The sequence below is a fragment of the Mycobacterium malmoense genome (assembly GCF_019645855.1).
GTDB classification, from domain to species: domain Bacteria; phylum Actinomycetota; class Actinomycetes; order Mycobacteriales; family Mycobacteriaceae; genus Mycobacterium; species Mycobacterium malmoense.
Genome location: NZ_CP080999.1, coordinates 1788348 through 1801599, shown reverse-complemented (window position 1 = coordinate 1801599; position 13252 = coordinate 1788348). Strand labels below are relative to the sequence as shown.

Annotated in this window: 12 protein-coding genes; 7 read left to right on the top strand and 5 right to left on the bottom strand. The window is 68.7% G+C overall.

Features of this window, described 5'->3' with window-relative positions; all coding sequences use genetic code 11:
• Positions 1–34: 34 nt before the first annotated feature.
• The 4 genes from cobO to mqo are packed head-to-tail and all read right to left on the bottom strand — an operon-like array spanning position 35 to position 4474.
• Entirely contained in the window at positions 35–649 is a 615-nt protein-coding gene (gene cobO / locus K3U93_RS08395) for a cob(I)yrinic acid a,c-diamide adenosyltransferase (RefSeq protein ID WP_083010008.1), read from the bottom strand.
• 11 nt (positions 650–660) lie between these two features.
• On the bottom strand, positions 661–2493 hold the full coding sequence (locus tag K3U93_RS08390) for a magnesium chelatase subunit D family protein (protein ID WP_071510230.1): 1833 nt from the start codon (positions 2491–2493) through the stop codon (positions 661–663).
• Positions 2490–3002 (bottom strand): GNAT family N-acetyltransferase, encoded by a 513-nt coding sequence (locus tag K3U93_RS08385; protein WP_083010007.1) that lies wholly within the window; start codon positions 3000–3002, stop codon positions 2490–2492. The genes K3U93_RS08390 and K3U93_RS08385 overlap by 4 nt, the downstream gene beginning before the upstream one ends.
• The gene (gene mqo, locus K3U93_RS08380) at positions 2999–4474 is read right to left on the bottom strand and encodes a malate dehydrogenase (quinone) (RefSeq protein WP_139796828.1); all 1476 of its coding nucleotides are present in this window, start codon (positions 4472–4474) and stop codon (positions 2999–3001) included. Before mqo ends, K3U93_RS08385 begins: the two co-directional genes overlap by 4 nt.
• An 81-nt stretch (positions 4475–4555) precedes the next feature.
• Between mqo and K3U93_RS08375 the strand changes: the two genes are divergently transcribed.
• Complete coding sequence (locus tag K3U93_RS08375; RefSeq protein ID WP_139796827.1) at positions 4556–5569, top strand: alpha/beta hydrolase; 1014 nt, start codon at positions 4556–4558, stop codon at positions 5567–5569.
• Between the two features lie 4 nt (positions 5570–5573).
• Positions 5574–6953 carry a mycothione reductase gene (mtr, locus tag K3U93_RS08370; RefSeq protein ID WP_071510231.1) on the top strand — a complete coding sequence of 460 codons (1380 nt, stop codon included), beginning with the start codon at positions 5574–5576 and terminating at the stop codon, positions 6951–6953.
• Between the two features lie 66 nt (positions 6954–7019).
• On the opposite strand, the gene K3U93_RS08365 is transcribed toward mtr, so the two are convergent.
• Positions 7020–7484, bottom strand: coding sequence for a Fur family transcriptional regulator (locus K3U93_RS08365; protein ID WP_083010006.1), 465 nt, complete (start codon positions 7482–7484; stop codon positions 7020–7022).
• Positions 7485–7630: 146 nt separating this feature from the next.
• Between K3U93_RS08365 and nicT the strand changes: the two genes are divergently transcribed.
• The 5 genes from nicT to K3U93_RS08340 all read left to right on the top strand — a co-directional run bounded on the left by nicT (position 7631) and on the right by K3U93_RS08340 (position 13251).
• Entirely contained in the window at positions 7631–8767 is a 1137-nt protein-coding gene (nicT, locus tag K3U93_RS08360; RefSeq protein WP_083010005.1) for a Nickel transporter NicT, read from the top strand.
• An 88-nt stretch (positions 8768–8855) separates the two neighbouring features.
• The gene (locus K3U93_RS08355; protein WP_083010004.1) at positions 8856–9191 is read left to right on the top strand and encodes a hydrogenase maturation nickel metallochaperone HypA; all 336 of its coding nucleotides are present in this window, start codon (positions 8856–8858) and stop codon (positions 9189–9191) included.
• 28 nt (positions 9192–9219) lie between these two features.
• On the top strand, positions 9220–9990 hold the full coding sequence (hypB, locus tag K3U93_RS08350; RefSeq protein ID WP_083010064.1) for a hydrogenase nickel incorporation protein HypB: 771 nt from the start codon (positions 9220–9222) through the stop codon (positions 9988–9990).
• A 318-nt stretch (positions 9991–10308) separates the two neighbouring features.
• Positions 10309–11364, top strand: coding sequence for an NADH-quinone oxidoreductase subunit B family protein (locus K3U93_RS08345; RefSeq protein ID WP_083010003.1), 1056 nt, complete (start codon positions 10309–10311; stop codon positions 11362–11364).
• 87 nt (positions 11365–11451) lie between these two features.
• Positions 11452–13251 carry a nickel-dependent hydrogenase large subunit gene (locus K3U93_RS08340; RefSeq protein WP_083010002.1) on the top strand — a complete coding sequence of 600 codons (1800 nt, stop codon included), beginning with the start codon at positions 11452–11454 and terminating at the stop codon, positions 13249–13251.
• The last annotated feature ends 1 nt before the right edge of the window (position 13252 follow it).

The following is a 13252-nucleotide window of genomic DNA, read 5'->3' as shown; positions in this document are numbered from 1 at the left end:
TCGCCGTACAGACACGCACGCTCGCGGGAGGAAGTCACCACTCGATGCCCTTCTGGCCCTTGCGGCCCGCGTCCATCGGGTGCTTGACCTTGGTCATCTCGGTGACCAGGTCGGCGGCCTCGACCAGCCGCGGCGGGGCATCGCGTCCGGTGATGACGACGTGCTGGTGGCCGGGCCGCGCCAGCAGGGCGTCCACGACGTCGTCGACGTCGACCCAGCCCCACTTCAGGGGATAGGTGAATTCGTCGAGCACGTAGAAGTCGTGGCGTTGGGCGGCCAGGCGGCGGGTGATCTCGGCCCAGCCGTCCGCGGCGGCCGCGGCGTGATCGACCTCGCTGCCCGCCTTGCGCGTCCAGGACCAGCCCGCGCCCATCTTGTGCCATTCGACGGCCCCGCCGATGCCTTGCTCATCGTGGAGCTGGCCGAGTTGGGCGAAGGCCGCCTCCTCGCCCACCTTCCACTTGGCGCTCTTGACGAACTGGAAGACCGCCACGTTGAGACCGGCGTTCCACGCGCGCAACGCCATTCCGAACGCCGCCGTCGACTTCCCCTTGCCCGCGCCGGTGTGCACCGCGAGCACCGGCGTGTGGCGCCGGGCGCGGGTGGTCAGGCCGTCGTCGGGGACTTGCAGCGGATTGCCTTGTGGCATATGAGGATACCTCAGGCCACGCCGCGCACGGCCCGCGTCAGGTGGTCGGCGTGCAGCTGCTCCAGCCGGATGGCCGGCGCGCCGAGCTGGTCGGCGAGTTGGCGGGCCAATCCCAGCCGCACATACGACGTCTCGCAGTCCACGACCACCGCGGCGGCGCCCTCGGCGCGCAGCCGCGCCGCAGCAATCCGACTGCGGCGCAACGGGTCCGGCCCGGCGGTGGCGCGACCGTCGGTGAGCACCACCACCAGGGGACGCCGCGCGCGGTCACGGGCCCTTTCCCGGACAATCAGCTCACGCGCGGCCAGCAGGCCCTCGGCCAGCGGGGTCTTGCCGCCGGTGTCGAATCGGGCCAGTCGCCGGCCGGCGATGTGCGCCGACGATGTCGGCGGGAGCAGCAGCCGCGCCTCCCGTTGGCGGAACGTGATCACCGCGACCTTGTCGCGGCGCTGGTAGGCGTCGCGCAGCAGCGACAGGGTGGCCCCGCCGACCGCGGCCATGCGATCCCGGGCGGCCATCGAACCCGACGCGTCGACCACGAAGATCACCAGATTGCCTTCGCGTCCCTCGCGGATGGCCCGGCGCACGTCCTCCGCCGTCGGCCGCAACGGTCCCGCCCCGGCGCGCTCGGCGGCCGACAGCAAGGTGGCGAACAGGTGCAGCCCGTGCGCGCCGGAGCCGGTGTCGCTCGGGTCGGCGGCCGCCACCACGCTGCCGGAGGTGTTGCGGGCCCGCGACCGTCGTCCCGGTGCGCCCTCGCCGACCCCCGGGACGGTCAGCGCCCGGGCGCGGAAGGTTTTCGACGGCGGCGCGCTGGGCTTGCTCGATGACCGCGAGTTGGGTTGCGGCGCAACCATGTCAGCGGCCTGGCCGCCGCCGCCCGGCGGGTCGGGATCGGGGTCGGGCTCGGGTGGCGGGTCTTCGGCCCCGGCGCGCGCCAGGGCCTCGTCCAGCTGGTCGCGATCGATGCCGGGGTCGTCGAACGGGTCGCGGCGGCGCCGGTGCGGCAACGCCAGTTCGGCCGCCACCCGGATGTCCTGCTCCTCGACGGTGTGCGCGCCGCGCCAGGCGGCGTGCGCGGCGGCCGTGCGGGCCACCACCAGATCGGCCCGCATGCCGTCGACGTCGAACGCCGCGCACAACGCCGCGATGCGGCGTAACTCGTTGTCCGGCAACACCACCTGATCGACGAGGGCGCGCGCCGCGGCGATCCGCCGGGCCAGCTCGGCGTCGGCGTCGGCGTAGCGCTGCGCGAACGCGTCCGGGTCGGCCTCGTAGGCCAGTCGCTGCCGGATCACCCGCGCCCGCACGTCGACGTCGCGCGACGCGTGCACGTCGACGGTGAGGCCGAACCGGTCCAGCAGTTGCGGGCGCAGCTCGCCCTCCTCGGGATTCATCGTGCCGATCAGCACGAACCGGGCCTCGTGCGAATGGGAGATGCCGTCGCGTTCGATGTGGACCCGGCCCATCGCCGCGGCGTCGAGCAGCACGTCGACCAGGTGATCGTGCAGCAGGTTGACCTCGTCGACGTAGAGCACGCCGCCGTGTGCGCGAGCCAGCAGTCCCGGTGAGAACGCGTGCTCGCCGTCGCGCAGCACCCGCTGCAGGTCCAACGAGCCGATCACGCGGTCTTCGGTTGCGCCCAAGGGCATTTCGACTAACCCCGCGTCGCCCCCGGTCGCGACTGCCAGCAGCGCCGCCAGCCCGCGCACGGCCGTCGACTTGGCGGTGCCCTTCTCGCCGCGGACGAGCGCGCCGCCGATTTCTGGGCGCACGGCGCACAACAGCAGCGCGAGCCGCAGTTGATCGTGCCCGACGATCGCGCTGAACGGATAGGGCTTCACGGCTGCTCCGCCTGAGGTGGGGGCACCCCCAGCTGCGAAGCGGCGAGGGGGAGAGCTAGGCGTGAGGGCTTGAGCATGGGCACGTGCGGAACGCCGCCATCCACGAAATCGTCGCCGTCGCGGACAAACCCGTGCTGGGCGTACATGTCGGCCAGGTAGGTCTGGGCGTCGATCCGGCACGGGTAGTCGCCGACCTCGGCCAGCGCGGCGCGCAACAGCCGGGTGGTGTGGCCCTGGCCGCGGGCGCTGCGCTGGGTGCACAGCCGCCCGATCCGGAACGCCTTCTCGCCGCCGGCGTGCTCCTCCATCAACCGGAGGGTGCAGATCACCTCGCCGTCGGGCGTCTCCAGCCAGAAATGCCGGGTTTCGGCGAGCAGGTCGCGCCCGTCCAGCTCCGGGTACGGGCAGGCCTGTTCGACGACGAATACTTCGACCCGCAGCTTGAGCAGCTCGTAGAGGGTTGGGGCGTCGAGGTCTTTGGACCAGGCGCGGCGCAGTGCTTCGGTCATGCGGCCAGCCCCAATGCTTTCGTGCCCCACGACCACACCTCGTCGAACAGCGCGGGCTCCCGCGACAGCTCACATCCCAGCGACGGCACCATCTCCTTGAGCGTGGGCAGCCAGGAGCGGTAGCGGTCGGGGAAGCATCGCTGCAGCACCTCGATCATGGCCGGCACGGCGGTCGACGCGCCCGGGGAGGCTCCCAGCAGCCCGGCGATGCTGCCGTCGGCGGCGCCCAGCACGGTGGTGTTGAAGTCGAGCACCCCGCCCCTGCGCCCGTCCCGCCGGATCACCTGCACCCGCTGACCGGCCACCGTCAGCTGCCAGTCGGAATCGACTGCGCTGGGCGCGAATTCGCGCAGCGCGCGCACCCGGTCGCGTTTGGAGAGCCGCAGCTGGCCGATCAGATACCTGACCAGCGCCGCCTGGGTGGCCCCGACACCGAGCATCGACACCAGGTTGTCCGGCCTGACCGAGCGGGGCAGATCGCTGATGCGGCCGTGCTTCAAAAACTTCGGCGACCAGCCGGCGTACGGGCCGAACACCAGCCACGACTTGCCGTTGACGAGCCGCAGGTCCAGGTGCAGCGCGCCGAGCGGTGGGGCGCCCGGCGCCGGCACGCCGTACACCTTGGCGCGGTGCGCGGCAACCAGCGCCGGGTTGTCGGCGCGCAGGAACCGGCCGCCGATCGGGAAGCCGGCGAAGCCCCTGACCTCCTTGATGCCGGACTTCTGCAGCAGCGGCAGCGCGTCACCGCCGGCGCCGACGAACACGAATTTGGCGTTCAGCCGGTGCTTTTCGCCGGTGCGGCGGTTACGGATCAGCAGCGTCCAGCCGCCGTCGGGCCGGCGGGTCAGGCCGCGGACCTCATGACCGAACAGCGCGGTGGCGCCGCCCCGCACGCAAAAGCCGATGAGCTGTCGCGACAGCGCACCGAAGTCGACGTCGGTGCCGTCGGCGGCCCAGTTGAGCGCGGTCGGCTCGGCGAAGTCGCGCTTGGCGGCCATCAACGGCAGCCGGCGGGCGAACTCGTCCGCGTCGTCGATCAATTCGGTGCGCGCGAACAGCGGGTTGCCGGCCAGCGCCCGCTGGCGCCGCCGCAGATAGTCGACGCGGGCCGCCCCGCGCACGAAGCTGACGTGCGGGACGGGGTTGAGGAAGCCGCGATCGGTCAGGACGCCATTCTCGACGGCGTAGGCCCAGAACTGCCGGGTCACCTGGAACTGCTCGTTGATGCGGACCGCCTTGGTGATGTCGATCGAGCCGTCGGGGTTCTGCGGGGTGTAGTTCAGCTCGCACAGCGCGGAGTGCCCGGTGCCGGCGTTGTTCCAGGGGCCGCTGCTTTCGGCGGCGACGGCGTCCAGCCGCTCGATCACGGTGATCGACCAGCCCGGCTCCAGGCGCCGCAGCAACGCGCCCAGCGTCGCGCTCATGATGCCGGCGCCGATCAGCGCGACGTCGGTCCTGGCTAGCCCTGGCACCGTCCCAGGTTATCCCGACGCGACGTGGGCGCTGACGGCGTGCGGCCCGCCCGTCACCAGCAAAAGCTCTAAGCTGGCCCCGTGACTGGCTGGCTGCCCGACGTGCTGCCCGGCTATTGGCAGCGCACGATCCCGCTCGGGTCCGATCCGGTCGGCGAGGGCGATATCGTCGCGACGCTGATCCGGCGCGGCGAGCCCACCGGAGCCGATCATGCGGTCCTGGCCGTGCACGGCTACACCGACTACTTCTTCAACACCGAGCTGGCCGATCACTTCGCCGATCGCGGCTTTGCCTTCTATGCGCTGGATTTACAGAAGTGCGGCCGGTCGCGCCGCGACGGCCAGACCCCGCACTTCATCACCGACCTCGCCCGCTATGACGCCGAACTCGAACGCGCGCTGTCGGCCATCCGCGAGCGGGGCCGGCCCGCCAAAATCCTCGTGTACGGCCATTCCTCGGGCGGGCTCATCGTGTCGTTGTGGCTGGACCGGCTGCGCCGGCGCGATGCGACGGCGCACGCCGGCGTCGGCGGCCTGGTGCTCAACAGCCCGTTTCTGGACCTGCACGGCCCGGCGTTGCTGCGGCTTTCGGCGACCTCGGCGCTGATCGCCGGCCTGTCGCGGGTCCGGTCCAAGGGCGTGGTCCGCTCGCCCACCGACGGCGGTTACGGCACCACTCTGCACCGCGACTACCACGGCGAGTTCGACTACAACCTGCAGTGGAAACCGGTGGGCGGCTTCCCGATCACCCTGGGCTGGTTGCACGCCATCCGCCGCGGCCAGGCCCGGCTGCATCGCGGGCTCGACGTCGGTGTGCCGAACCTGATCCTGCGTTCGGATCACAGCGTGCGAGAAAGCGGCGACCCCGCCTCCATGCACTGCGGCGACGCAGTTCTCGACGTCGCCCAGATCGCCAGGTGGGCCGGCTGCATCGGGAACCACACCACCATCGTTCCGGTGGCCGACGCCAAACACGACGTGTTCTTGTCGCTGGCGCGGCCGCGCGAGGCGGCGTATCGGCAACTGGACCTGTGGCTGGACGACTACCTCAGCAGCGACAACACCGACGCGCCGGCACCGTCCGGGAAAGGGTGACAGCGTGGAGACGTATGACATCGCGATCATCGGAACGGGTTCGGGCAACAGCATTCTCGACGATCGCTACGCCGCCAAGCGGGCGGCGATCTGCGAGCAGGGCACCTTCGGCGGCACCTGCCTGAATGTCGGCTGCATTCCCACCAAGATGTTCGTCTACGCCGCCGAGGTCGCCAACACGGTGCGGGACGCGGCGCGCTACGGCATCGACGCCCACGTCGACCGGGTGCGCTGGGACGACATCGTCTCGCGCGTCTTCGGACGGATCGATCCGATCGCGCTCAGCGGCGAGGACTATCGGCGCTCGGCGCCCAACATCGACGTGTATCGCCGGCACACCCGGTTCGGCCCCGTGCAGCCCGACGGCCGCTACCTGTTACGCACCGACGCGGGTGAGGAATTCACCGCCGATCAGGTGGTGATCGCGGCGGGCTCCCGCCCGGCGATCCCGCCGGCGATCCTGGCGTCGGGCGTCGCGTATCACACCAGCGACACCGTCATGCGGATCGCCGAGCTGCCCGAGCACGTCGCGATCATCGGAAGCGGCTTTGTGGCAGCCGAATTCGCGCACATCTTCTCCGCCCTCGGCGTGCGGGTCACCATCGTCATCCGCGGCGGCTGCATGCTGCGGCATTGCGACGACACCATCTGCGAACGGTTCACCCGCATCGCGTCCACCAAGTGGGAGCTGCGCACCCACCGCAAGGTCACGCACGCCGCGAACAGCGGCTCCGGTGTCGCGCTGGAACTCGACGACGGCTGCACGGTCAACGCCGACCTGCTGCTGGTCGCGACCGGCCGGGTGTCCAACGCCGACCTGCTGGATGCCGAACAGGCCGGCGTCGACGTCGAGAACGGCCGGGTTGTGGTCGACGAATACCAACGGACCTCGGCGCGCGGCGTTTTCGCGCTCGGCGACGTGTCGTCGCCCTATCTGCTCAAGCACGTCGCCAACCACGAGGCCCGCGTCGTGCAACACAACCTGCTGTGCGACTGGGACGACACCGAGTCGATGGCCGTGACCGACCACCGCTTCGTCCCCTCCGCGGTGTTCACCGACCCCCAGCTGGCAACCGTGGGATTGACCGAAAACCAGGCTGTCGCACGGGGATTCGACATCTCGGTCGCGATACAGGACTACGGTGACGTCGCCTACGGCTGGGCGATGGAAGACACCACCGGAATCGTCAAGCTCATCGCCGAGCGCAACAGCGGCTGCCTGTTGGGCGCGCACATCATGGGCCATCAGGCGTCGTCGATCATCCAGCCGCTGATCCAGGCGATGAGCTTCGGGCTCACCGCCGCCGAGATGGCGCGCGGGCAGTACTGGATCCATCCGGCGCTGCCCGAGGTGGTCGAAAACGCGCTGCTGGGCCTGCACTAGTGGCGACCGCAAGCGCGGCAGCAACGTCCCAGCCGGGCGCGGCGGGTCGCCACCATCGGGACCGAGTCAGCGGCGCTGGCACCGCGGGCACAGGCCGCGCAGCGTCAGCCCGGCCGCGTCCGACAGCGCGAAGGAACTGCCCGCCATCGCGTGCTCGAGCGCCGAGCTCAGCTGCCGCGCCGGCACCTCGATGATCGAGCCGCATTGCGTGCACACCGCGTGGTGGTGGGGGGCGGTGGCCAGCCCGTAGGTGGTGACGCCGCCGTCGAGGGTCAACGCGTGCAACACCCCCTGATCGACCAGGGTGGTCACCGTGCGGTAGATGGTCGCCAGGTCCGGCGGCTGGGTGCCCGGCGGCAGGCACGCCCGCACCCGCTGGTGGATCTCGGCCACCGCCAGGTGCCCGTTGACCGGTTCGAGCACGGCGAGCACCTGAATGCGCGACGCCATCCGCCGCAGCCCGCGGGCGCGCAGGAACTCCCCGATCCGCTCGGTGGCGGCGGGGTCAAGGGCCGACGGCTTGGGGGTCACCCGTTCAGTGTCGCGCCGGACCCCCGAGATTGCCAGTGCAACCGGGCAACGGCGCCCCGACGGTTCCTGCAAGTCGCTTGCATCCAGCGCGCCAACGACCCTACAGTCGTGGCTGTTGCCTTCTGCCCGACGCCGGAAGGACGGACATGACCAGTGGGCTCGCTTCCGGGCGGTCAGGGTTGGCCAGGCTGCATGGCGCCCTGGCGCCGGCCGAGTGGTGGCGGTTGGGATCGATGCTGACGGTGATCGTCGCGCTGCATCTGGTCGGCTGGCTGACCCTGGTGTTGATCGTGGATCCCGCGCGGCTCAGCTTGGGCGGCAAGGCGTTTGGCATCGGCGTCGGGCTGGCGGCCTACACCCTGGGCATGCGGCACGCCTTCGACGCCGATCACATCGCCGCCATCGACAACACCACCCGCAAGCTGATGGCCGACGGGCAGCGTCCGCTGGCCGCCGGCTTCTTCTTCTCGCTGGGCCACTCGACGGTGGTCTTCGCGCTGGCGCTGCTGCTGACGACCGGCGTCAGGGCCATCGTCGGGCCGGTCGAGGACGACTCGTCGACGCTGCATCATTACACCGGCCTCATCGGCACCAGCGTCTCGGGCGTGTTCCTGTATTTGATCGCCGTCCTCAACGTCGTCGTGCTGGTCGGCATCCTGCGCGTGTTCGCGCGATTGCGCCGCGGCGACTACGACCCGGAAAAAGACGGGGCGGAGCTGGAACAGCAACTGGACAACCGGGGGCTGGTCAACCGGTTCTTCGGCCGCTTCACCAAATCGATCACCAAGTCCTGGCACCTGTACCCGGTCGGGCTGCTGTTCGGGCTCGGCTTCGACACCGCCACCGAGATCGCGCTGCTGGTGCTGGCGGGCACCAGCGCGGCGGCCGGGCTGCCCTGGTACGCCATCCTGTGCCTGCCCGTGTTGTTCACCGCCGGCATGTGCCTGCTGGACACCATTGACGGTTCGTTCATGAACTTCGCCTACGGCTGGGCCTTTTCCAACCCGGTGCGCAAGATCTACTACAACATCACCATCACCGCGTTGTCGGTGGCCGTCGCGCTGGTGATCGGCAGCGTCGAGCTGCTGGGCCTGTTCGCCGGCCAGCTGGGCTGGCGGGGCCCGCTGTGGGAATGGCTGGGCGGCCTCGACCTCAACACCGTCGGCTTCGTCGTCGTCGGCATGTTCGTCCTTACCTGGGCGGTGGCCCTGCTCGTCTGGCGCTACGGCCGCATCGAAGAAAAGTGGACGTCCCCGGCTCTCGAGGCCGAAACCGCCAGCTGACCGGCCGGCCCGAGGTGTGGCCCCATGACCACGATTCGGGTGTAGAAAAGTCCTCATGGGCCTGCCCGCGGGACGCCGGTGATCGGCGATGCATGAGCTGTCGCTGTGCGAGGCGATCGCCGGTGTCGTCAAGGCGCACGCCGACGGCCGGCACGTCGACGTGGTGCGCGTGCGGATCGGGGCCCTGCGGCAGGTGGTGCCGGAATCGCTGTCGTTCTGTTGGACGCTCGTGCGGGACTCGGAGGACATGCCGGACGCCGAGCTGGAACTCGAGTGCGTCGGCGCCGAGGTGCGCTGCCGCGCGTGCGACCGGCGGTCGGAGATCACGTCGGCCTGGTCCATCTGGTGTCCGTGGTGCGACAGCCCCGACGTCGAGGTGCTCCGCGGCAACGAGTTCCTGGTGACGTCGCTCGACGTCTCGTGAAAGGCGTTCTCCATGAATGGATTTGACCGTGGGTAGGTTTCACCGGCACGACGACGGAACCGTGCACAGCCACGAGCACGACCACCCCCACCACGAACACGGGGATCACAGTCGCTACCAGACCGGCAAACAGCGCATCGACGTGCTGGAGGCGATCTTCGCCGAGAACGACATTCTCGCCGACACCAACCGGGCGGCGTTCGACGGCAACGGGATCCGCACCCTCAACCTGATGAGCTCACCGGGATCGGGAAAGACGACCATCCTGCAGGCCACGCTCGACGAGCTCGCCGGTGAGCTCGCGATCGGGGTGATCGAAGGCGACATCGCCACCGACCTGGACGCGGCCAAGCTCAGCGGCCGCGGCGCCCAGGTGTCACTGCTCAACACCAGCAACGGGTTTGGCGGTGAATGCCACCTCGACGCGCCCATGGTCAACCGCGCGCTGCCGGGCCTCGACCTGCCCGGACTGGACCTGGTGATCATCGAGAACGTCGGCAACCTGGTCTGCCCGGCGGAGTTCGACGTCGGTGAGCACGCCAAGGCCATGGTCTATTCCGTGACCGAGGGCGAGGACAAGCCGCTGAAATACCCGGTAATGTTTCGATCGGTTGATGTGGTGCTCCTCAACAAAATTGATCTGATCCCCCATCTGGACGTCGACGTGGACGCGTACGTCGCACACGTGCGTCAGGTCAACATCACCGCGACGATCCTGCCGGTCAGCGCACGCACCGGAGCCGGCATGGACGCGTGGTTCGGGTGGCTGCGACGGTTCGCCCACGATACCGGGGCCTGAGTCCGGCGTCAGTGTGGGGCAGTCGATTTCCGGCCCGCACTCTTGCGAACGACTTGCATTAAGACCTAGATGGGCCAACTATTTCGGTCCGGTTCACCGACCCGTCATCGATTGCGGCGACCACTCGAAATCCGTTGTTAAACAGCGGAACTGAACCTGGTAAGAAAGCCTATGCAACGTTTGTGGGGTCGCCTCGAGCCGGGGAACCGTTGACAACTCCTGACGGCAGGCGTAGACCCAAAAAGAGCGCCGCGCAAGTGGGCCGACGGTCGACTCCGGCGGCGTCAGGGGCTTCAGCCCGCCCCGGAAAGCTGCAGCATGCCAACGGAAGCAGCAGTCAAAGCGGAAGAAACATTGATCCACGTTCTCTGGATCAACGCGGGGCTAAGTTGTGACGGCGATTCGGTGGCGTTGACTGCCGCCACCCAGCCCAGCGTCGAGGAGATCGCGCTCGGGGCGCTCCCCGGCCTCCCGAAGGTCGCCGTGCACTGGCCCTTGATCGACTTCGAATGCGGACCCAGCGGAGGGGCGGACGACTTCCTCGAGTGGTTCTTCAAGGCTGATCGCGGCGAATTGGAGCCCTTCGTGCTCGTCGTCGAAGGATCCATTCCCAACGAGAAGATCAAGGACGAGGGCTACTGGTGCGGGTTCGGCAACGACCCGGCCACCAACCAGCCGATGACCACCAGCGAGTGGCTCGACCGGCTGACGCCCAAGGCCACCGCGGTCGTCGCGGTCGGGACGTGCGCCACCTACGGCGGCATCCACGCGATGGCCGGCAATCCGACCGGTGCGATGGGCGTGCCCGACTACCTCGGCTGGAATTGGAAGAGCAAGGCGGGCATCCCGATCGTGTGCGTTCCGGGCTGCCCGATCCAGCCGGACAACCTGTCCGAGACGCTGACCTACCTGCTCTACATGGCGACCGGCCAGGCGCCGATGATCCCACTCGACGACGCGCTACGGCCCCAATGGCTGTTCGGCAACACCGTGCACGAGGGGTGCGACCGGGCCGGCTACTACGAGCAGGGTGATTTCGCCACCGAGTACGGGTCGCCGAAATGCATTGTCAAACTTGGGTGTTGGGGCCCGGTCGTGAAATGCAACGTGCCCAAGCGCGGATGGATCAACGGTGTCGGTGGTTGCCCGAACGTCGGCGGCATCTGCATCGGATGCACCATGCCGGGCTTCCCGGACAAGTTCATGCCGTTCATGGACGAGCCGCCGGGCGGCAAGTTCTCCAGCACGGCGTCGGGCCTGTACGGGACCCTGATCCGCAGCCTGCGGGGCATCACCGAGCACACGCTGGACAAGGAGCCGCGCTGGCGCCACAACGGCAACCAGCTCACCACCGGAGCCCGCAGAACCTGGTAGGCCCCTGGTGGGTGGCGCCGCGTCGCTTTTCCCTTCAGACAGCAGCACATTCATCCAGCAGCCCCTCGGGCGGAGAGTAGCAGTGCGATGACAACCATCATTCCCGAGCCCACACACGCCAAGCGGGAACCCGGCCAGCTGGTCGACATGGCCTGGGACCCGATCACCAGGATCGTGGGCAGCCTGGGCATCTACACCAAGATCGATTTCGAGAACAAGGAAGTCGTCGAGTGCCACAGCACCTCGTCGATCTTCCGCGGCTACTCGATCTTCATGAAGGGCAAGGACCCTCGCGACGCCCACTTCATCACCAGCCGCATCTGCGGCATCTGCGGCGATAACCACGCGACGTGTTCGTGCTACGCGCAGAACATGGCGTACGGGGTCAAGCCGCCGCACCTCGGCGAGTGGATCGTCAACCTCGGCGAGGCCGCGGAATATATGTTCGACCACAACATCTTTCAGGAGAACCTGGTCGGGGTGGACTTCTGCGAGAAGATGGTCGCCGAGACCAACCCGAGCGTGCTGTCGCTGGCGGAAAAGACCCCGGCGCCGCACGCGGACGCGCACGGGTACAGGACGATCGCCGACATCATGCGCTCGCTCAACCCGTTCAGCGGCGAGTTCTACCGCGAGGCGCTACAGGTCAGCCGCTGGACGCGAGAGATGTTCTGCCTCATGGAGGGTCGCCACGTGCACCCGTCCACGCTGTACCCGGGCGGGGTGGGCACCGTCGCGACCATCCAGCTGATGACCGACTACATGAGCCGGCTGATGCGCTACGTCGAGTTCATGAAGAAGGTCGTGCCGATGCACGACGACCTGTTCGACTTCTTCTACGACGCGCTGCCCGGCTACGACAAGGTCGGCCTGCGCCGCACGCTGCTGGGCTGCTGGGGCTCCTTCCAGGACCCCGAGGTGTGCAACTTCGAGTACAAGGACATGGAGCGCTGGGGCAACGCAATGTTCGTCACCCCGGGCGTGGTGGTCGACGGCAAGCTGCTCACCCACTCGCTGGTGGACATCAACCTGGGCATCCGGATCCTTTTGGGCAGTTCGTATTACGATGACTGGACCGACCAGGAGATGTTCGTCAAGACCGATCCGCTGGGCAACGCGGTGGACCGGCGCCACCCGTGGAACCAGCACACCAACCCGCACCCGCAGAAGCGGGACATGGACGGCGGCAAGTACAGCTGGGTGATGTCGCCGCGCTGGTTCGACGGCAAGGACCACCTGGCGCTGGACACCGGCGGCGGGCCGCTTGCGCGGCTGTGGGCGACGGCGCTGGCCGGCCTCGTCGACATCGACTACGTCAAGGCGACCGGCAACAGCGTCAAGATCAACCTGCCCAAGACCGCGCTGAAGGGCCCGGTCGAGCTGGAGTGGAAGATCCCCCAGTACGGCAGCAACACGATCGAACGCGACCGGGCCCGCACCTACTTCCAGGCCTACGCCGCGGCGTGCGCGCTGCACTTCGCCGAGAAGGCGTTAACGGAAATCCGCGCCGGACGCACCAAGACCTGGGAGAAGTTCGACGTGCCCGACGAGGCCATCGGTTGCGGCTTCACCGAGGCCGTGCGCGGTGTGCTCAGCCACCACCTGGTGATCCGGAACGGCAAGATCGCCAACTACCACCCGTACCCGCCCACCCCGTGGAACGCCAACCCGCGCGACAGCTACGGCACGCCCGGCCCCTACGAGGACGCGGTGCAGGGTCAACCGATCTTCGAGGAGAACAGCCGGGAGAACTTCAAGGGCATCGACGTCATGCGCACGGTGCGCAGCTTCGACCCGTGCCTGCCCTGCGGTGTGCACATGTATCTGGGGAAGGGCAAGACCCTGGACAGACTGCACACACCGACGCAGTCGCCCGTCGGGGAATGAC